Raw genomic sequence first — 19,128 nt, 5'->3', positions numbered from 1 at the left:
CTTGTGGAGCAGCACGGGGCGGAAGGCGTGACGGGGCAGGGGCGATGCTGAGCATCTGGGTGGTGGTGCCCGCCGCCCTGCTGTGGCTGGCGCTGATGTTCGGCACCGCGCTGTTCGGCGAACGCCGGCCGGCGCTGCTGGCCGGCAGCTGGCGCCACGTCTACGCGCTCTCGCTGGCGGTGCACTGCACCAGCTGGACCTTCTACGGCACCGTCACCCAGGCCGCCCGCTACGGCTGGCCGCTGCCGCCCACCTTCATCGGCGCGATCCTGTTCTACGCCCTGGCCGTGGCCTTCATGGTCAGGCTGGTGCGGCTGGCGCGCGACACCAATGCCACCTCGCTGGCCGACCTGATCGCCACCCGCCTGGGCAAGGACGCGTGGCTGGCCGCCACGGTCACCGCGGTCGCCGTGCTCGGCCTGGTCCCGTACATCGCCCTGCAGCTGAAGGCGGTGACCATGAGCTTCGCCATGCTCACCAGCAGCGCGGCGGACGAAGGGCCGTTCTGGCGCGATGGCGCGCTGTACGTGGCCCTGGCCATGGCCCTGTTCGCGATGCTGTTCGGCACCCGCCGCGCCAGCGCGGCCGAGCACAACCGCGGCCTGGTGCTGGCAATGGCCGCCGAATCTCTGTTCAAGCTGCTGGCGATGCTGGTGCTGGGCGCGTTCGTCTGGTTCGGCCTGGGGCCGCTGCCGGAGGTGCCGCCGGCGCCGCCGGCCTCGTCGGGTGGGTTCATCCCGCTGGTGCTGCTGGGCGCGCTGGCGATGTTCGTGCTGCCGCACCAGTTCCACGTCGGCGTGGTCGAATGCCGCGACGAGCGCGACGTGCGCACCGCGCGCTGGCTGTTCCCGCTGTACTTGCTGCTGATCGCCGCGCCGACCCTGCCGCTGGCCCACGCCGGCGTGGCCCTGCTGGGCGACCAGGTCTCCTCCGACATGTACGCGCTGGCCCTGCCGTTCTCGCAGGGGCATCGCGGCGTGGCGCTGTTCGCCTTCCTCGGCGGGCTCAGCGCCGCTACCGGCATGGTCGTGGTCAGCACGCTGACCCTGAGCCTGATGATCGGCAACCACTGGTTCGCGCCGGGCCTGCTGCGCGGCGCCTGGGCGCGCGGCGCCAGCGAGGACTACCGCGGCGGCCTGATCCGCATGCGCCGCGCCGGCATCGCCGCGATCATGCTGCTGGCCTGGGCCTACAGCCGGCTGGTGGCCGGAAACGAGAGCCTGGCCGATGTGGGCGCGCTGTCGTTCTCGGCGCTGGCCACCTTGGTGCCGGTGCTGGCCTTCGCCGTGTGGCGCCCGCAGACCTCGCCGCGCGCGGCGGTGCTGGGCGTGGTCGTCGCCTTCCTCACCTGGGCCTGGGTGCTGCTGGCGCCGACCCTGGCCGCCGCGGCCGGGGTGGACGCGCGCTGGATCGTCGAAGGCCCGTTCGGGCAGCGCTGGCTGGCCCCGAACGCGCTGTTCGGGCTGACCGGCTGGAGTCCGCTGGGCCGCGCGGTGGGCGCGAGCCTGTTCACCGGAACCCTGGCCACCGTGCTGGCGATGGCCTGGCGCCGCGAGGCGCCGCACCGGGCCAGCCGCAACCTCGGCGCCGAGGCGCTGCGCGATGCCGGCCGGCGCTTCCTGCCGGAGGAGCGCGTCGCCGAACTGCTGGCGCAGGCGCCGCGCAGCGGTCCGGTGCCGGCGCTGATCGAGGCGCGGGTGGAGCGCGAGCTGTCGGCGGTGCTGGGCTCGGCCTCGGCGCGCCTGCTGCTGGACGCGGCGCGGCGCGAGAGCGGCGACCTGGACACGGTCGCGGCGATCGTCGGCGAGGCCTCGCAGGACCTGCGCTTCAACCAGCAGGTGCTGCAGGCGGCGCTGCAGAACATGAGCCAGGGCATCAGCGTGATCGACCGCGAGCAGCGGCTGGTCGCCTGGAACCGGCGCTATGCCGAGCTGTTCGGCTTCCCCGAGGAACTGCTGCAGGTGGGCCGGCCGATCGCCGACCTCACCGGGTGGTCGCTGAAGCGGCAGGCGCCGCCGGGCGCCGACGCGCGCCAGATCACGCGCATGGTCGAGCGGCGCCTGGCCTTCATGCGCCACGGCAGCCCGCACCTCACCGAGCGCGTGTTCCCCGATGGCAGCATCGTCGAGATCCGCGGCAACCCGATGCCCGGCGGCGGCTTCGTCGCCACCTTCACCGACGTCACCGCGTTCCGCGAGGCGGAGCGCGGCCTGATCCGCGCCAACGAGACCCTCGAGCAGCGCGTGGCCGAGCGCACCGCGCTGCTGGAGACGGCCAAGCAGGAAGCCGAGCACGCCAACGACGCCAAGAGCCGCTTCCTCGCCGCGATCGGCCACGACCTGCTGCAGCCCCTGCACGCGGCGCAGCTGTTCGTGGATTCGCTGGCGCGGCAGTTCGCCACGCCCGAAGCCAACCTGGCCGCCTCGCGCGAAACCCTGCGCCAGCTCGGCGGCGCGCTGGATTCGACCACCGACCTGCTGACCGGGCTGCTGGACATGTCGCGGCTGGAGGCCGGCGGCCTGGTGCCGGCGCCGCGCGATTTCCCGCTGGACGAGGTGCTGGCGCCGCTGGCCGAGCAGTTCCGCGCCATGGCCGGCGAACGTGGCCTGGCCTTCGCCTACCGTCCGACCACGCTGTGGGTGCACAGCGACCCGCAGCTGCTGCGGCGGGTGCTGCAGAACTTCCTCGGCAACGCGGTGCGCTACACCAGCCGCGGGCGGGTAGTGCTGGGCGTGCGCCGGGTCGACGGGCGGGTGCGGATCGAGGTGCACGACACCGGCCCCGGCGTGCCTGAATCGGCGCGCCAGGCGATCTTCGAGGAGTTCCGTCGCGGCGAGGACGCGCCGGGGCAGGGGCTGGGCCTGGGCCTGTCCATCGCCGACCGCATCGCCCGGCTGCTGGACGCGCCGCTGGGCCTGCGCAGCGGCGAGGGCCGCGGCTCGGTGTTCTCGGTCGAACTGCGCCGCGCGCAGCCGCCGCTGGCGGCAGCGCGTCCGGTGACGCAGGGCGCACGCGGCCTGGCCGGGCGCCGCTTGCTGCTGGTCGACAATGATCCCGACGCGCTGTCCGCGCTCGCCCAGCTGCTGTCCGGCTGGGGCTGCGAGGTGGCCACCGCCGCCGACGGCGAGGCGGCCGCGGCGGAACTGGCACGGCGACCCGCCGACCTGTGGCTGTTCGACTACCACCTCGACCGCGGCGATACCGGCGTGCTGCTGGCCGGGCGCCTGCGCGGCCGCTACGGGCCGGCGCCGTGCCTGATCCTCTCGGCCGATGCCAGCGCCGCCACCCGCGCCGCGGTGCAGGAGGCCGAACTGGGGCTGCTGCCCAAGCCGGTGCGGCCGCTGGCGCTGAAGTCGGTGCTGGACCGCATGTTCGCCGCCACCCGCGTCTGAGCGGAGGGCAGGGCGGGGAGTCGGCGGCCGGGCGCACCGGTGGTGCCGGCTAGAATCGCCGACTCCCCTCGACCGCAGGTGCGCCCATGCCCTATACGCCGATCGTCGCCACCCTCGGCTACGTCCTCTCGCCCGACCGCAGCAAGGTGCTGATGGTCCACCGCAACGCGCGCCCCGACGACCACCAGCTGGGCAAGTACAACGGCCTCGGCGGCAAGATCGAGCGCGACGAGGACGTGGTCGCCTGCATGCGCCGCGAGATCCGCGAGGAGGCCGGCATCGAGTGCACCGCCATGCGCCTGCGCGGCACGATCAGCTGGCCTGGCTTCGGCAAGCACGGCGAGGACTGGCTGGGCTTCGTGTTCCTGATCGACGCGTTCGAGGGCGAGCCTTTCCAGAGCAACGCCGAGGGCGAGCTGGAGTGGGTCGGGATCGCACGCATCCCCGGGCTGCCGCTGTGGGATGGCGACCGCCACTTCCTGCCGCTGGTGTTCGATGCCGACCCGCGCGCCTTCCACGGCGTGATGCCGTACGAGAACGGCAGCATGAAGTCGTGGAGCTATTCAAGGATCTGATCGGGATCCGTCGGAACCGGCGAGGTTCCACGCGCCGCGCGCTTGTCCACATTGCATGTGGAAAGCGGATGGAAAAGCGTGTGGATAACCGCCGGGGCGGCTTGCGGGGCAAGGCTGTCAAGATGGGTGGCGAAAATTTCGCCAGCATGGGAAAGGGGCGGCGTGCGGTTTTCCACACCGGGTGTGGATCAGTTGCCCACAAAGATGTGGATAACCGCCGCGACGCCTTGCAGCGCATGGACGTCAAGAGGCTTGGCGAAAATTTCACCAGTGGTCTCCGCGGCGGCGTCGCGCGCCGCGGAGGTTCCACGGACGGCGCTCAGCCTTCCAGCTGGCGGCTCGGGTCGCTGAGCTCGAGCTCGCGCAGGACCACGCCGGCCTGGGTGCGGTTGCGCACGCCAAGGCGTTCGAAGATCGCGGACAGGTGCGCCTTGACCGTGCGCTCCTGCACGTCCAGGCGGTCGGCGATCTGCTTGTTGAGCAGGCCCTGGGCGACCAGGGTCAACACCCGGAACTGCTGCGGCGACAGGCTGGCCAGGCGCGCGGCCAGTTCGGTGTCCTGGTGCGAGGACTGCGCGCGCGCCACCGCCGCGCGCAGCGACGGCGGCAGCCACTGCTCGCAGGCCAGCACGCTGCGGATCGCCTCGCGCAGTTCGTCCAGACCCGAACTCTTCGGCAGGTAGCCGGCGGCGCCGTGGTCGAGCGCGCGGCGCACCACGCGCGGATCGTCATTGGCCGAGACCACCACCACCGCCACCGCCGGGAACTGCGCGCGGATCGCCGCCAGTCCGGCCAGGCCGTGGTTGCCGGGCATGTGCAGGTCCAGCAGGACCAGGTCCACGTCCGGGTGCGCTTCCAGCGTGGCCAGCACGCCGTCCAGCGATTCGGCCTCCAGCACCTGCAGCTGGGCCACGGCATCGGCCGCCGCCCCGCGCAGCGCGGCGCGGAACAGCGGATGGTCGTCGGCGATCAGCAGGGTAGGCATGCGGGGTTACTGGACGGTCCAGCCGCCGTCGAGCACCAGGGTCTGCCCGGTCATGTTGCGTGCGGCGTGGGAGATCAGGAACGCGGTGGTGCCGGCCAGTTCGTCCATCTCGATGAACACGCCCTTGGGCATCGGCTTGAGCATGACCTGGATGACCACGTCCGACTCGCTGATGCCGCGGGTACGCGCCTGGTCGGCGATCTGCTTGTCGACCAGCGGGGTCTTCACGTAGCTGGGGCAGACCGTGTTGATGGTGATGTCGGTGTCGGCCGTCTCCAGCGCGATCACCTTGGAGAAACCGACCAGGCCGTGCTTGGCGGCCACGTAGGCGCTCTTGTACGGGCTGGCGACCAGGGCGTGGATGCTGCCGATGTTGACGATGCGACCGAAGCCGCGCTCGCGCATTCCCGGCAGCACGGCGCGGGTCAGGCGGGCCACGCCGGTCAGCATCACCTGCACCAGGAAGTCCCACTTGGCGATCGGGAACTCCTCAAGCGGCGAGACGTGCTGCAGGCCGGCGTTGTTGACCAGCACCTCGACCGGGCGGGAGATGGAGGCCAGGGCCGCGGCCACGCTCTCGTCGGAGGTGACGTCCAGCGCCACGGCCTCGGCCGAGCCGCCCTTGCCGCGGATGTCGGCGGCGACCGCTTCGGCGCCGTCGAGGGACAGGTCGCTGACGATGACGTGGTGGCCGGCGGCGGCCAGTTCGTGGGCGATGCCCGCGCCGATGCCGCTGGCGGCGCCGGTGATGAGGATGCTGCGCATGGGGGTTACCGGGAAGCGTTGGAAAGCCGCCGGGCAGCTTAGCAAGCCCTCCCGGCACCGGCGTGGTACCAAAGTACGATGCGGTCGCGGGGCCGTCGCCGGTAGCGTGGCAACATCCCTCATGCCGGGTCCCGACATGCCCCGTTCTTCCGTTCTCACCGCCTTCCTCGGCGCCTGCCTGCTTTCCGCCTGCACCACCGGCACGCCGACCCGCCAGGCCGCCGCCCCCATGATCGAACCCCAGCGCGTCACCGAACACCGTGGCAGCGACGACCTGCTCACCGCCGGCCTGGGTCTGGACGGCCTGCGCGCGATGGTGCCGCCGGCCTTCGCCGATGCTCCCAACCCGACCGCCGACGAGCTGCGCCGCCGCGCCATCTGGAGCAGCTGGCGCGGCATCGCCGACCTGTCGCCGAGCGGCGGCTTCGGCTCGTTGTACGGCAGCGTGGCCAGCGTGCCGGGCCGCGAGTATTCGGCGCTGGCGACGCTGCCGGGCGCGAAGCATCCGCACCGCGTGCTGGTGCAGGTGCCCGACGCGTTCGACCAGCAGAAGCGCTGCGTGGTGGTGGCCCCGGCCTCCGGCTCGCGCGGCGTGTATGGCGCCATCGCCGTGGCCGCGCCGTGGGCGCTGCCGCGCGGCTGTGCGGTGGCCTATACCGACAAGGGCGCCGGCAGCGATTACGTCGACCTCGACGCCGGCACCGGCGTGCGCCTGGACGGCACCACCGGCCAGCTCGGCCACGACACCGACCTGGCCTTCGCCCCGGAAGTCCCGGAGGGGGCGAAGGGCGTGGCGTTCAAGCATGCCCATTCGCAGGACAACCCGGAGGCCGACTGGGGCCGCCACGTCAAGCAGGCCGCCGAGTTCGCGCTGTCGGCGCTGGGCCAGGCCTTCCCGCAGGCGGCGCCGTTCACCTTCGACAACACCCGGATCATCGCCGCCGGCATCTCCAACGGCGGTGGCGCGGTGCTGCGTGCGGCCGAGCTGGACGGCGAGTGGCTGGACGCGGTGGTAGCCGGCGAGCCGAACGTCTACGTCGAAGGCCACGGCAGCCGCCCGCTGTACGACTTCTCCACCGAGGCGGCGCTGCTGATGCCGTGCGCGCTGCTGCAGCTGCCGGCCGAGACCCTGCCGCAGCCGCCGCTGCGCGCCCAGGTCGAGCCGCTGTGGCAGGGCCGCTGCGCCACGCTGCGCGCGGCCGGCCTGGTCGAGGGCGACGACGTCGCCGCGCAGGCGCGCTCGGCCTACGCGCAGATGCGGGCGAAGGGCTGGACCGACGAGGCGCTGCAGGCCGGCGCGCTGTCGGTCGGCTTCGACCTGTGGCGCTCGGTGGTGGTGACCTACGCCTCGGCCTACGGCCGCTACGGCATCGGCGCGCATCCGTGCGGCTACGCGTTCTCCGCGCAGAACCCGGACTTCACCCCGCGCGCGGCGACTGCCGACGAGCGCAACGTGTGGTGGGCCGACGCCGCCGGCATCCCGCCGGGCAATGGCGTGGGCATCGTCGACACGAAGCTGGCGCCGCCGGACTTCACCCTGCCGGGCCTGCAGTGCCTGCGCGACCTCTACACGGGGCAGGGCGCCGACGCCGACCGGGTCCGCGCCGGCATCGCCGAAACCCGCGCCGCGATGCCGCGCGCCGGCCTGCCGGTGCTGGTGGTGCACGGCACCGACGACGGCCTGGTGCCGCCGGCCTTCACCAGCGCGCCGTACGTCGCCGCCGCCCGTGCCGCCGGCCGCGACCAGGTGCGCTACTGGCAGGTGCGCAACGGCGAGCACTTCGACGCCTTCCTGGCCTTCCCGGCCTACGGCGCGCGCTACGCACCGATGCTGCCGTTCGTGTACGCGGCGCTGGATCGCGTCGATGCCTACCTCGACGGCAAGGCCGCGCTGCCTGCCGACGCGGTGATCGAAGCCCGTGGCCGTGGCGCCGGGGCGGTGGATGAGGGCCAGCTGGCGTTGCCGCGCTGACTGGCCACGGGACGCCGGCCCGCTGGGGGCCGGCGTTCCCGCATCCGCCCTTGGGGCCCCGCCACGCACAGCCGGCCCGCCACCATGCGTACACCCGCGGACCGTTATCCTGTCGGCTCCCGACCATGGCCGACCGCATGAACCGTCACTTCTCGATGCTGCGCGAGTTCCAGCTCGCCGACTGGTTCACCCTGGCCAACGCCTTCTGCGGCACCGGCGCGGTCTTCGCGGCGATGCGCTTCCTGCAGGACGGCCACGTGCGCGACCTGCTGCTGGGCATGGCCCTGGTCCCGCTGGCCTTCGTCTTCGACGCCCTGGACGGACGCGTGGCGCGCTGGCGCAAGTCCGCGTCGACCCTGGGCCGCGAGCTGGACTCGCTGGCCGACGTGATCTCCTTCGGCGTGGCCCCGGCCGCGCTGGCCTACGCCTGCGGCATGCAGGGCGGCTGGGACTGGCTGGTGCTGTCGTACTTCGTCTGCTGCGGGGTGAGCCGCCTGGCCCGCTACAACGTCACCGCCGAACAGCTGTCCGGCGGCGGCGACAAGGTCAGGTTCTTCGAGGGCACGCCGATCCCGACCAGCCTGCTGCTGGTGGTGGTGCTGGCCATCGCCGCGGCCACCGGCAACATCGGCGCGGAGCTGTGGGGCGGGCGCTGGCAGCTCGGGCCATGGCAGCTGCACCCGCTGGTGCTGATGTTCGCCCTGTCCGGTTCGCTGATGATCAGCAAGACCCTGCGCATTCCGAAGCCCTGACGCGGCCCCCGCGTACCGCCCGGCGGCGCTAGAATCGACCGGGCATACCGGAGGGTCCATGGCCAACGCACCGTTCCCACCTTTCCAGGGCGACTTCGACTCGCTGGCCCGGCAGTACTGGAACACCTGGAACGAGCTGCTTGGCCGCAGCGGCACCTTCGACGGCTGGGGACTGGCGGGACCGGGCGCGGCGATGCCGCCGGGCCTCGGCCACCTGGATCCGACCGCCTTCGACTGGTACCAGCGCATGCAGCGCCTGGCCTCCGACTTCAGCGGCGGCGGCAGTGCCGCGGACGTGGCCGCGGCGTGGCGCAACCTGATGGGCGGCGAGGGCACGGAGCCGTTCGTGGCCACGCTGCGCGCGATGCACGGCGGCCTGGCTGGCGGGCAATGGATCGAGCAGGTGCGGCCGATGCTGGAAGCGCTGCTGCGGCCGCTGCGCCAGCAGAACGCCGAATGGTTGCAGCGGCCGACCTTCGGCCCGGCGCGCGAGCACCAGGAGCGCCTGCAGGCGCTGGCCCTCGCATGGCAGGAATGGGAAGAGCGCAACGACGCGTTCAACGCGCTGCTGTCGAAGGTGGGGCAGGAGGCGTTCGCGCGCTTCGAGCGGATGCTCGAGGGCTGCGAGAGGAACGGCCGCAGCCTGGAATCGGCGCGGGCGCTGTTCGACCTGTGGATCGATGCGGCCGAGGAAGCCTGGGCCGAGCTGGCGCTGTCGGACGAGTACCGCCGCGCCTATGGCGAGATGACCAATGCGTTGATGCGGCTGCGCCTGGGCCTGCAACGCGAGGCCGAGCAGTTCGCCAGCCTGCTGGGCCTGCCCGGCCGCACCGAAGTGGATGCGCTGGCGCGCAAGGTCGCCGACCTGGAGCGCGCGCTGCACGCGGCGCGGCGCGGGGCGGCGAAGCCGGCCTCGCAGGCGCCGGAGCAGGCGAAGGGCAAGGTGCCGGTTGCGAAGCCTGCACGTCAGCAAGCACCGGCGAAGGCGGCGGCGAAGGAGCCAGCAACGGCTGCCATCGCCGACGCGAAGCCAGCGCCTGCAAAGGCGGGCAAGCGCAAGGCCCGAGCCCCGGGCAAGGTGCGGAAGGCGGCGACGGTGGCGAAGAAGACGACTGCCAGGCGCGCCGTTTCCGAGACCGTCGCCAGCGGCGCCTCGCTGAAGGCCCCTGCCAAGGCCGCGCCAAAGACTGCTGCGCAGCCGAAGCCCGCTTCAAAGTCGCCGGCGGCGGCAAAGGCCCGGCCGAAGGCGCAGGCCATCGTCGCGGCCGAAGCGGGCGCCGCTACCCGGCAGGCGGTGGCGAAGCCGGCCGCACGCAAGGCGCCGCCGCGCCCGGCGAAGCCTGCTGCTGCGGCCAAAGCAGCCGACACCAGGACGGCAACCGGCAAGGCGACAGCTGCCAGGTCCGCGAGCAAGCGCACAGCGGCCGCTGCGACGCGCGGCAAGGCAAGCGCCAAACCCGCGGGAACTGCGCCGGCCACCGGCAAGACCGCCGCCAGGCCGGCCCGGCGCGCGGCCGCCGAAGCCGCGCCCGCGGCCAAGGTTGTCTCGATCAAGGACTGGGTCAGCCGCAACCTGGCAGCCACCTCCAGCGGCAAGCGCGGAGGTAGCCGATGAGTCCCGGCCCGTTGCAGTTCGATCCGCTGGACCTCGCGCGCGAAGCCTGGGAGTTCCAGAAGCACCTGGCCGACGGCGTGCGCGTGCTCGGGGAGGTGGCCGACGTGGACTACGGCGCCACCGAACGCGAGGAAGTCTGGCGCGACGGCAAGACCGTGCTGTACCGCTTCGTGGGCGAGGGCACGACGGCGACGAAAGGCCCGCCGCTGCTGATCGTCTACGCGCTGGTCAACCGCCCGTACATGGTCGACCTGCAGCACGACCGCTCGCTGGTGAAAGGCCTGCTGGCGCTGGGCCAGGACGTGTATGTGATCGACTGGGGCTACCCGGACCGTTCCGACCGCTACCTGACCCTGGACGACTACATCAACCGCTTCATCGACGGCGCGGTCGACCACCTGGTCGAGGTCTCCGGCGGCCCGATCAACCTGCTCGGCGTGTGCCAGGGCGGTTCGTTCTCGCTGTGCTACTCGGCGCTGCACCCGGAGAAGGTGCGCAACCTGGTCACCATGGTCACCCCGGTCGACTTCCAGACCCCGGACAACATGCTGTCCGGCTGGGTACGCGACCTGGACGTGGACCTGTTCGTCGACGCGCTGGGCAACGTCCCGGCCGACCTGATGAACGCCAGCTACCTGATGCTCAAGCCGTTCCGGCTGAACCTGCAGAAGTACGTGGGCATGGTCGACACCTTCGGGAACCCGAAGGCGCTCGAGGACTTCCTGCGCATGGAGAAGTGGATCTTCGACTCGCCCGACCAGGCCGGCGAGGCGTTCCGCGACTTCATCAAGCAGTTCTACCAGGGCAACGCCTTCGTCAACGGCACCGCCAGCATCGGCGGGCAGAAGGTGGACCTGGGTTTCGTCGACATGCCGGTGCTGAACATCTACGCCGAGCAGGACCACCTGGTGCCGCCGGCGGCCTCGCGCGCGCTGGCCAGCCTGGTCGGCAGCGACGACTACACCGAGCTGGGCTTCAAGGGCGGCCACATCGGCATCTACGTGTCCAGCCGCGCCCAGCGCGAGGTGCCGGCCACCATCCACCGCTGGCTCGCCGAGCGCTGAGCCTGCGCCTGTCCGGGCCTCGCCGCCGGCCATGCGCGCGCCCAACAGAATCGACCGCGAACGCACCTTCCCATGCCACGCTTCCACGCCCGCGCCTGGTTTCCGGCCGTGCTCCTGCTGGCGCTGCATGCCCCCGGCGCGCGTGCAGGGGAGGGGGCTCCCACAGGCGACGCTTCCGCCGAAATCCAGGCCCTGATCGCCCGCATGGGCGAGTCGGCCTGCCGCTTCCAGCGCAACGGCCGCTGGCACGACGCCGCCGAGGCGCAGGCCCACCTGCAGCGCAAGTACGACTGGGCGCGGCGCCGCGGCATGTCCGGCGACGCCGAGGCGTTCATCGAGCGCGCCGCCAGCCGCAGCAGTCTCACCGGCCGTCCCTACAGGGTCGCCTGCGCCGGGCAGCCGGAGCGCGACGCCGGCGAGTGGTTCCGCGCACAGCTGCGCGACCTGCGGGCCGATCACCAGTCCGCAACGCAGCCGCGCTAGACTGGCCGCGCCAGCCCCCTACAAGGAGCCAGCGCATGAATGCCAGCAATCCCACCACCGGCCTTTCCCGGTCGCTCAGCGACCGCATGATCGCAGGCGTGATGGGCGGCATCGCCCACCGCTACGGCTGGAGTTCCACCTGGCTGCGGATCATCTACGTGGTCGTGTCGGTACTGTCGGCGGCCTTCCCCGGCATCCTCGTCTACCTGCTGCTGTGGCTGCTGATCCCGGACGAGGCCGATTGAACACGTGTACCCACGCGCTGCCGGCCTGGCTGCGCGCTACCGGGATGCTGCTGGGCATCCTGTGGGCCTTGCCCTGGAGCATCGCCGGGCTGCTCGCCGGCCTTGCCGCGATGCCGGCCGGTGCGCGCCTGCGCCTGGGTCGGCGCGACCGCGCGCTGGTATTCGTGCGCTGGCCATGGGGGCCGGGCGGGGCGATGACCCTGGGCAACGTGATCCTCGCCACCGGCAAGGACCTGGACGTCTCGTGCATCACCTACGAACACCGCGCCGGCCGCTGCTCGCATCCGCCGGTGCGGCTGGGCGACCACGAACGCGCGCACGTCTACCAGTACATGCTGCTGGGCCCGCTGTTCGTGCCGCTGTACTTCCTCTGCGGCGGCATCTCGGTGCGCAATCCGTTCGAACGCGCGGCCGACCGTTACGCGATGTCCGGCCGCGGCTGGTGGCCGTGGTCGAAGCCGCCGCTGGCCTGAACCCAGGCTGCACCGGTCAGCCAATCGCAACCTGCGCGACGCGCCTCGGCAACGCCTGGTTGCCACGTTCTATACGACCTTCTAACGGCGCGCCGCGCACACTGCACGGCATCGACCGAAGGGCAGTACAGAACAAGAGGAAACGGCCGAATGAGCATCGTTCTTTACGTGGGTGGCAGCAAGGATGGCACCCGCGGTCATGTCCCCAATGGATTCACCAAGACCATGCTGGAAACCGTCGAGCATGGCTGCGAGATCTACGTCGAGCGTTTCGTCCGCCTGGCCTGTTACGGCACGGTGCGGATCATGGCGCTGGAATCGCTGTGCGAGGAGATCCTCGCCGGCCTGGTGAGCCGCCACTTCGATGGCGAACCCGCCGCCGCGTGACGACGCGGTCGCAACCCTCTTAACGCATGCGATCGACGCGCGGGATTCCCGCGCGTCTTCGCTGGTGCCTCAGTCGCTGCCCAGGCGGAAGACTTCCACCACGCGGTCCAGCCACAGATAACGCGGCGGCATATCGCCCTCGAGCGTGTCGAGCCGCAGCAGCGCGTTCATGCCCGAGCCCGCGTCGTCGCGGAACAGCTGCACGGTAGGCCGCACCGCCACCACGCCCTCGACGACCGTGCCGTCGTCCAGCGTCAGCCGCACCTGTTCCTCGTCGTCCAGTTCCTTGACCAGCCGCGTCAGCCGCGCGATGTCGGTTTCGTCGACCAGTAGGCGGTCGGGTTGTTCGTTCATGCCTGTGCTCCGCGTGTCGGGCGATGCGATCAGGATGGAACAGCCGCGGACGTCGTCGCGTGAAACACGAAGGCCCGCTTGCGCGGGCCTGTGTTCTGGTGCCGAAGGTGGGACTCGAACCCACACGGTTCTAAGGCCGGCGGATTTTGAGTCCGCTGCGTCTACCATTCCGCCACTTCGGCAAGGGCGTGGAGTATAGCCGCCGGGGCAGGGGCCGGCTATCAGGCTGCGTCGGTGGCCAGCACGCGTTCCTCGCGGCGCATCCAGCCTTCGGCGGCGCCCGGTTCCTCGGGGACGAAGACCCGGCAGCGCGCCAGCGGGCGCTGGTAGACGTGCACCGATACGGCGACGGACGCGTCGCAGGCGTTGCGGAGGGCGTGGTACTCGTGCGGCGGGATCAGGCTGCCGGCGGTGCCGGGACTGGCCTCGATCGTACCCATGGCGTCGAAGCGCCAGCGGTCGCCGTCGCGCTCGGCCGGTTCGAACTGCGTGATCGCCAGGCGACCCTGCCACACGCTTTCCACGCACCAGGAATGGTCGTGGTCGTGCACTTGCGTGCCCTGGCCGGGACCCCAGGTCATGGCGACCACGCTGTAGCCCAGTTCCGGGCTGACGTACAGCTCGCGGCGGGCGTAGTGGTCGTGGATCGGCTGCAGCACGCCGGCCGGCAGCTGCACTTCCGGGTCGTGGAAGAGCGCGACCAGCGCTTCGCGCAGCGCGGCGGTGATGGCGGCTTCGTCCTGCAGCCGGACGGCAGCGTCCAGGGTGCTGACGAGCTTCGGCTTGCCGGGGAATTCCACGCGGGCGGCCTCTTCCTGAATAGGCGTCAAGGGTAGTCCCGCGGCCGTTAGAAAAGTGTTTCTTGTGAAACCGCTCACATCAGGCCGTCGAGGAAGCCGCGTACGGCCGGCCCGAAGCGGTCGAAGTCGACCAGGAAGGCGTCGTGCCCCTGCGGCGAGTCCATGCCGAGGAACTGTGTCTGCGCGCCGCCGCGGCCCAGGCCCTCGGCGACCTCCTGCTGCTGCTGCACCGGGAACAGGATGTCGGTGCTGGCGCCGATGGCGAGGGCGCGCTCGACCTTGATCTTCGCCAGCCCGGCCAGCACGTCGCCGCCGGCGTACTCGGCCAGGTCGAACCAGTCCATCGAGCGGCTGAGGTAGAGGTAGCAGTTGGGGTCGTAGCGGCGCACGAAGCGGCGCGCGTGGCCTTCCAGGTAGCTCTCGACCTGGAACTCCAGCCCGAACGGATCCTCTTCGCCGGCGCCGGCCACCGGGATGGCCTCGTCCAGGCGCACGCGGCCGAAGCGGCCATCCCATTCCAGCGCCGAGCGGTAGGTGATCACGCCCAGCTTGCGGGCGATGCGCATGCCCGATTCGGGGTAGGTGGCGTCGTCGTACTCGCCGTTGTTCCAGTTCGGGTCCAGGCGGATCGCCTCGCGCTGCAGCGAGCGCACGGCGATCGAGAACGGCAGGGCGCGGGCGCTGCCGGAGATGTTGATGTGCGCGCGGGCGATGCCCGGATGGCGCAGCAGCAGGGCCAGGGCGACCATGCCACCCATCGAGTTGCCGACCACGCAGGCCAGTTGCCCGATGCCGAGGCCGCGCACGACCTCGGCCGCGGCGTCGCCGATGTCCTCCACCGACAGTTCCGGGAAGGCGAGGCGGTAGGGCTGGCCGGTGGACGGATCCACCGAGGCCGGGCCGGTGGAGCCCTTGCAGCTGCCCAGCGAGTTCACGCAGACCACGAACCAGCGGTCGGTGTCGATCGGCTTGCCCGGACCGACCATGTTCTCCCACCAGCCCGGGGTCGGGTCGGCGGCGCTGGAGGCGGCGTGCGCGTCCGGCGACAGGCCGGTGAGGATCAGCAGCGCGTTGTCCTTGCCGGGGGCGAGCGTGCCCCAGGTCTCGTAGGCCACGCGGGCGCCGTGCAGGACGCCCCCGCGCTTCATCGGGAAGGGCGAGGGCAGGGTGTGGAACTGCGTGCCCGGCGGAATGAATTCGTGGGGGAAGGCGACCATAGGGGCCGGAGTTTACCGGCATCGGCCGCCACGCCCCATCGTCGGGTCGTGGCCAGGGTCAGGGCGCGGGCGCGCCCAGGACCAGTTCGACCGGACCGGAGGCGGGCAGGGCCACGCGCACCGGTGCCGATTCCAGGTCGCCTTCGCCGCGGGCGGCGCTGCCGCTGGCGGAGATCCGCGCCAGCACTTCCACTTCCTGCAGCGCCGAAAGCTTCTGCGTGGGCATCGGACTATCGCCGTCGTCCAGCACCACTTCCAGCGGCAGGTCCTGCAGTGCATGGCGTTCCACCGCCACCGGCATCGGCGGGCCGTCGGGCAGGCGCGCGATCACGAACACGGTGGCGTCGCCGCGCAGGCGCACGCGCTCGGCAAAGGACGGATCCAGCGCGACCTTGACCGTCAGGGCATGCGCGCCGGCGGGCGTGGCCGCGGCGCCTTCGGCACTGGCCGGCAGCGGCGGCAGGCCGGCTTCGGCGCGGGCCTCGTCGATCTGCACGCGCAGGCTGCGTGCGGTGGCCGCGTCGACCACGCCCAGCAGCGATTCCCAGGTCTTCGCCGCTTCGGCCGGCTGCCGCGCCTGGCGCTGGGCCACGCCCAGGAACCAGGTGGCGCGCTGGTGCGCCGGTTCGAGCTCCAGCGCCCGATGCAGCCAGGCCACGGCCTGGTCGTCGAAGTGGCGCTGCGGATCGGCAAGGGCACGCGACTCGGCGGCGTCGACCAGCAGGCCGGGCTCGTCCGGCGCCAGCTCCACCGCGCGGGCGTAGGCGTTGCGCGCCGCGACCGGGTTGCCCATCGCCGCCTGCGAGCGGGCCAGCAGGGCCCAGCCGTCCGGCTGCGCGGGGTTGCGCTGCAGTTCGGCTTCCAGCTGCCTGACCGCTTCCTCCAGGCTTTCCGGCGCCTCGAAGACCGGGGCGTCCAGCGCCGCCGGGGTGCCGACCACGCGGTACAGCGCCAGCGTCGCCAGGCCCAGGGCTAGCACGCCGGCGATCCAGGTGCGGCGCGTGCGCCACAGCGGGCGCAGCACCCACGCCAGCACGCCGAAGGTCAGCAGCGTGGCCACGGCCGCGAACAGCGCGGTCGGCGGAATCACCATTCCTGTTCTCCATCGTCGCCGCCGGCCGGAGGCGGCGCCTGCCGCGCGCGGCGGCGGACCACGTGCCAGACCACGCCGGCGCCCAGCATCAGCACCAGGCCCGGGCCGAACCACAGCAGCCAGGTGTGCGCGCCCACTTCGGGCCGGTACAGCACGAACTCGCCGTAGCGGTCGACGAGGAACTGCTTGATCTCCGCGTCGCTGCGGCCCTGTCGCATCAGCGCCAGCACTTCGCGGCGCATGTCCTGGGCGATCTGCGCGTTGGAATCGGCCAGCGACTGGTTCTGGCACATCACGCAGCGCAACTCGGAAGTCAGCGCGTGGAAGCGCGCTTCCTCGGCGGCGTCGGCGAACTGCAGCGGCGCCGGGTTGCCGGCCGGCTGCGCATGCACGCCCGCCACCGGCAGGGCCAGCGCCAGCCCGAGCAGCAGGGCGCGCGCGAAGCGGGTCATTGCTGGCGCTCCACCTGTTCCAGCGCCGGCAGCAGGCGCTCGGCCACGATCTGCTCGGTCAGCGGGCCGGTGTGCTTCCAGCGGACGATGCCGTTGCCGTCGACCAGGAAGGTCTCCGGCGCACCGGCCACGCCCCAGTCCAGCGCGTAGCGGCCGTCCTGGTCGGCGAGGACGACGAAGAACGGGTTCCCGAACTGCTCCAGCCAGCGCAGCGCGTCGGCCGGTTCGTCCTTCCAGTTGTAGCCGACCACGCGCACGCGGCGGGTCTCGGCGAACTTCGTCAGCACCGGGTGCTCGTCGCGGCAGGCCGCGCACCAGCTGCCCCAGACGTTGAGCAGGTAGGGCGCGCCGCGCAGTTCGGCCGAGCCGACTTGGACCGACGGGTCGTGCAGGATCGGCAGGGTGAACTCCGGCGCCGGCCGGTCGATCAGCGCCGAGGGCAGCACGTCGCGCTCGGCGTCGCCGGAGCGCATCACGCCGTACAGCATCAGCCCGACCAGGCCGACGAAGAACAGCGCGCCGATCACCACGGCGACGACGGGCAGGCCCTGCTGCGGGGCCGGTTCGCGGTTCGGGGTGGTCATGGGGATTTCTCCTGCGGAATGCGGCGGAAGCGGCGGTCGGTCGCGGTGACCAGGCCACCCAGCGCCATCAGGAACGCGCCGGCCCAGATCCAGCGCACGAAAGGTTTGATGTGCACGCGCACCGCCCAGGCGCCGTCACCCAGCGACTCGCCCAGGGCTACGTAGACGTCGCCGAACAGGCCCGGGCGGATGCCGGCCTCGGTCATCACCTGGCCGCCGCTGGCGTAGGCGCGCTTCTCCGGGTGCAGCAGGGTCAGCTCGCTGCCGCCGCGCCTGACCAGCACGTGGCCGCGGTCGGCCAGGTAGTTCGGTCCGCGCAACTGGTCCACGCCCTGGAACACGAATTCATGGCGGCCGACCTGCAGCGACTCGCCCGGGCGCAGCGCGACCTCGCGCTGCACGTTCTGCGCTTCCACCAGCAGCGCGCCGGCGAGGAACACGCCGATGCCGACGTGGGCCAGGACCATGCCCCACATCTCCGGGGTCATGCGCCCGCCGTTGCCCAGCCGGCTCCACACGAAGCGTGCCGTGCCGAGGATCACCCAGGCCGCGCCGGCCACGCCGAACGCGCTCTTCCACGCGCCCTGCGGTGCCATGAAGAAGGCGACCACGCCCGCCGCCAGCGCCACCAGCAGCCACGGCAGCAGCATCGCCACCACCCGCGAGGCCTGGTCGCGCTGCCAGCGCGCCAGCGGCCCGAACGGCACCAGCGCCACCAGCGGCGCCATCAGCACGAAGAACAGCAGGCCGAAGTAGGGCGGGCCGACCGAGATCTTGCCCAGGTCCAGCGCGTCGGCCAGCAGCGGGTACAGCGTGCCCAGCAGGATCATCGCGCAGGCGCTGGCCAGCAGCAGGTTGTTGAGCAGCAGCAGGGTCTCGCGCGAGGCCGGCTGGAACCCGGCGCCGGCTTCGAGGCGGCCGGCGCGCAGCGCGTACAGCAGCAGCGAGCCGCCGATCACCAGGCCCAGGAACACCAGGATGAACAGGCCGCGCGCCGGATCGGAGGCGAATGCGTGCACGCTGGTCAGCACGCCCGAGCGCACTAGGAAGGTACCCATCAGCGACAGCGAGAATGCGGCGATCGCCAGCAGCAGGGTCCAGCCGGCGAAGCTGCCGCGCTTCTCGGTCACCGCCTGCGAGTGGATCAGCGCCGCGCCGACCAGCCACGGCATGAACGCCGCGTTCTCCACCGGGTCCCAGAACCACCAGCCGCCCCAGCCCAGCTCGTAGTACGCCCACCAGCTGCCCAAGGCGATGCCCACGCTGAGGAAGGCCCAGGCGATGTTGGTCCACGGCCGGGTCCAGCGCAGCCAGCGCGCATCGATGCGTCCGTCCAGCAGCGCGGCGATGGCGAAGGCGAACGGCACCGAGAACCCGGCCCAGCCGACGTACTGCATCGGCGGGTGGATGATCATCCCCGGGTCCTGCAGCAGCGGATTGAGGTCGCGGCCCTCGGCCGCGGCGGGGATCAGCCGCTCGAACGGGTTGGAGGTGAAGATCAGGAAGGCGAGGAAGCCGAAGGCGACGATGCCCATCACACCGAGCACGCGCGCCATCACCGGCTCCGGCAGGCGCCGCGAGAACAGCGCCACCGCGCCGTTCCAGCAGGCCAGCACCAGGGTCCACAGCAGCAGCGAGCCCTCGTGCGAGCCCCACACCGCGGTGTAGCGGTAGACCAGTGGCAGCAGCGAGTTGGAGTTGGTCGCCACGTAGCGGACCGAGAAGTCCTGGCTGACGAAGGCGTACGTCAGCAGCGCGAAGGCGCCGGCCACCAGGGCCAGCTGGGCGAAGCTGGCCGGACGTGCCACCGCCATCCACGCGGCGTTGCCGCGCTGGGCGCCGGCGATCGGCAGCACTGCCTGCAGCAGGGCCACCAGCAGCGCCAGGACCAGCAGGACCTGGCCGAGTTCAGGAAGCATG

19 protein-coding genes and 1 tRNA gene are annotated in these 19,128 nt (G+C 71.9%); 10 read left to right on the top strand and 10 right to left on the bottom strand.

The annotated features are described in order from the left end of the window. Positions 1-44 precede the first annotated feature (44 nt). Complete coding sequence (locus tag M503_RS0102165) at positions 45-3,392, top strand: hybrid sensor histidine kinase/response regulator (RefSeq protein WP_028919004.1); 3,348 nt, start codon at positions 45-47, stop codon at positions 3,390-3,392. Between the two features lie 86 nt (positions 3,393-3,478). Further along, a complete protein-coding gene (locus tag M503_RS0102160; RefSeq protein WP_028919005.1) occupies positions 3,479-3,967 on the top strand; it encodes an NUDIX hydrolase in 489 nt (162 codons plus the stop codon). 319 nt (positions 3,968-4,286) lie between these two features. Here M503_RS0102160 and M503_RS0102155 read toward each other — a convergent pair whose 3' ends face one another. Continuing rightward, positions 4,287-4,952, bottom strand: a complete 666-nt coding sequence (locus M503_RS0102155) for a response regulator (protein WP_024869539.1) — start codon at positions 4,950-4,952, stop codon at positions 4,287-4,289. A gap of 6 nt (positions 4,953-4,958) precedes the next feature. Next, positions 4,959-5,717: a 3-hydroxybutyrate dehydrogenase gene (locus tag M503_RS0102150; protein ID WP_028919006.1), complete on the bottom strand. Its 759-nt coding sequence runs from the start codon at positions 5,715-5,717 to the stop codon at positions 4,959-4,961. A gap of 136 nt (positions 5,718-5,853) precedes the next feature. On the opposite strand from M503_RS0102150, the gene M503_RS0102145 reads away from it, so the two are divergent. The 8 genes from M503_RS0102145 (at position 5,854) to M503_RS0102110 (ending at position 12,708) form a co-directional block, all read left to right on the top strand. Then, on the top strand, positions 5,854-7,689 hold the full coding sequence (locus tag M503_RS0102145) for a D-(-)-3-hydroxybutyrate oligomer hydrolase (RefSeq protein ID WP_231472291.1): 1,836 nt from the start codon (positions 5,854-5,856) through the stop codon (positions 7,687-7,689). Between the two features lie 137 nt (positions 7,690-7,826). Continuing rightward, positions 7,827-8,441, top strand: coding sequence for a CDP-alcohol phosphatidyltransferase family protein (locus tag M503_RS0102140; protein WP_024869542.1), 615 nt, complete (start codon positions 7,827-7,829; stop codon positions 8,439-8,441). Positions 8,442-8,499: 58 nt separating this feature from the next. Next, positions 8,500-10,056 (top strand): poly(R)-hydroxyalkanoic acid synthase subunit PhaE, encoded by a 1,557-nt coding sequence (locus tag M503_RS16730; protein WP_051414130.1) that lies wholly within the window; start codon positions 8,500-8,502, stop codon positions 10,054-10,056. After that, positions 10,053-11,120, top strand: coding sequence for a class III poly(R)-hydroxyalkanoic acid synthase subunit PhaC (gene phaC / locus M503_RS0102130; RefSeq protein WP_028919008.1), 1,068 nt, complete (start codon positions 10,053-10,055; stop codon positions 11,118-11,120). The genes M503_RS16730 and phaC overlap by 4 nt, the downstream gene beginning before the upstream one ends. 72 nt (positions 11,121-11,192) lie before the next feature. After that, complete coding sequence (locus tag M503_RS0102125) at positions 11,193-11,603, top strand: DUF5329 domain-containing protein (RefSeq protein ID WP_051414127.1); 411 nt, start codon at positions 11,193-11,195, stop codon at positions 11,601-11,603. Positions 11,604-11,638: 35 nt separating this feature from the next. Continuing rightward, complete coding sequence (locus M503_RS0102120) at positions 11,639-11,848, top strand: PspC domain-containing protein (protein WP_028919010.1); 210 nt, start codon at positions 11,639-11,641, stop codon at positions 11,846-11,848. Then, positions 11,845-12,321 (top strand): hypothetical protein, encoded by a 477-nt coding sequence (locus M503_RS0102115; protein WP_428992209.1) that lies wholly within the window; start codon positions 11,845-11,847, stop codon positions 12,319-12,321. The genes M503_RS0102120 and M503_RS0102115 overlap by 4 nt, the downstream gene beginning before the upstream one ends. A 150-nt stretch (positions 12,322-12,471) precedes the next feature. Further along, on the top strand, positions 12,472-12,708 hold the full coding sequence (locus M503_RS0102110; protein WP_028919012.1) for a hypothetical protein: 237 nt from the start codon (positions 12,472-12,474) through the stop codon (positions 12,706-12,708). 69 nt (positions 12,709-12,777) lie between these two features. Here M503_RS0102110 and M503_RS0102105 read toward each other — a convergent pair whose 3' ends face one another. The 8 genes from M503_RS0102105 to M503_RS0102070 form a co-directional block, all read right to left on the bottom strand. Further along, positions 12,778-13,062 (bottom strand): DUF3247 family protein, encoded by a 285-nt coding sequence (locus M503_RS0102105; RefSeq protein ID WP_028919013.1) that lies wholly within the window; start codon positions 13,060-13,062, stop codon positions 12,778-12,780. A gap of 96 nt (positions 13,063-13,158) precedes the next feature. After that, a tRNA-Leu gene (locus tag M503_RS0102100) sits at positions 13,159-13,244 on the bottom strand. A 39-nt stretch (positions 13,245-13,283) separates the two neighbouring features. Then, complete coding sequence (locus M503_RS0102095; RefSeq protein WP_231472290.1) at positions 13,284-13,892, bottom strand: cysteine dioxygenase family protein; 609 nt, start codon at positions 13,890-13,892, stop codon at positions 13,284-13,286. Positions 13,893-13,936: 44 nt separating this feature from the next. Beyond that, on the bottom strand, positions 13,937-15,079 hold the full coding sequence (gene metX / locus M503_RS0102090) for a homoserine O-acetyltransferase MetX (RefSeq protein WP_028919015.1): 1,143 nt from the start codon (positions 15,077-15,079) through the stop codon (positions 13,937-13,939). 58 nt (positions 15,080-15,137) lie between these two features. Continuing rightward, positions 15,138-16,172 carry a tetratricopeptide repeat protein gene (locus tag M503_RS0102085; RefSeq protein WP_051414126.1) on the bottom strand — a complete coding sequence of 345 codons (1,035 nt, stop codon included), beginning with the start codon at positions 16,170-16,172 and terminating at the stop codon, positions 15,138-15,140. Further along, positions 16,166-16,624: a cytochrome c-type biogenesis protein gene (locus tag M503_RS0102080; protein ID WP_028919017.1), complete on the bottom strand. Its 459-nt coding sequence runs from the start codon at positions 16,622-16,624 to the stop codon at positions 16,166-16,168. Before M503_RS0102080 ends, M503_RS0102085 begins: the two co-directional genes overlap by 7 nt. Then, a complete protein-coding gene (locus M503_RS0102075) occupies positions 16,621-17,208 on the bottom strand; it encodes a DsbE family thiol:disulfide interchange protein (RefSeq protein ID WP_037060188.1) in 588 nt (195 codons plus the stop codon). Before M503_RS0102075 ends, M503_RS0102080 begins: the two co-directional genes overlap by 4 nt. Continuing rightward, the gene (locus M503_RS0102070) at positions 17,205-19,127 is read right to left on the bottom strand and encodes a heme lyase CcmF/NrfE family subunit (RefSeq protein ID WP_028919019.1); all 1,923 of its coding nucleotides are present in this window, start codon (positions 19,125-19,127) and stop codon (positions 17,205-17,207) included. Before M503_RS0102070 ends, M503_RS0102075 begins: the two co-directional genes overlap by 4 nt. Position 19,128 lies beyond the last annotated feature (1 nt).

Source organism: Pseudoxanthomonas suwonensis J47, assembly GCF_000513955.1.
Classification (GTDB): domain Bacteria; phylum Pseudomonadota; class Gammaproteobacteria; order Xanthomonadales; family Xanthomonadaceae; genus Pseudoxanthomonas; species Pseudoxanthomonas suwonensis_C.
This window is presented reverse-complemented; position numbering and strand designations above follow the sequence as displayed.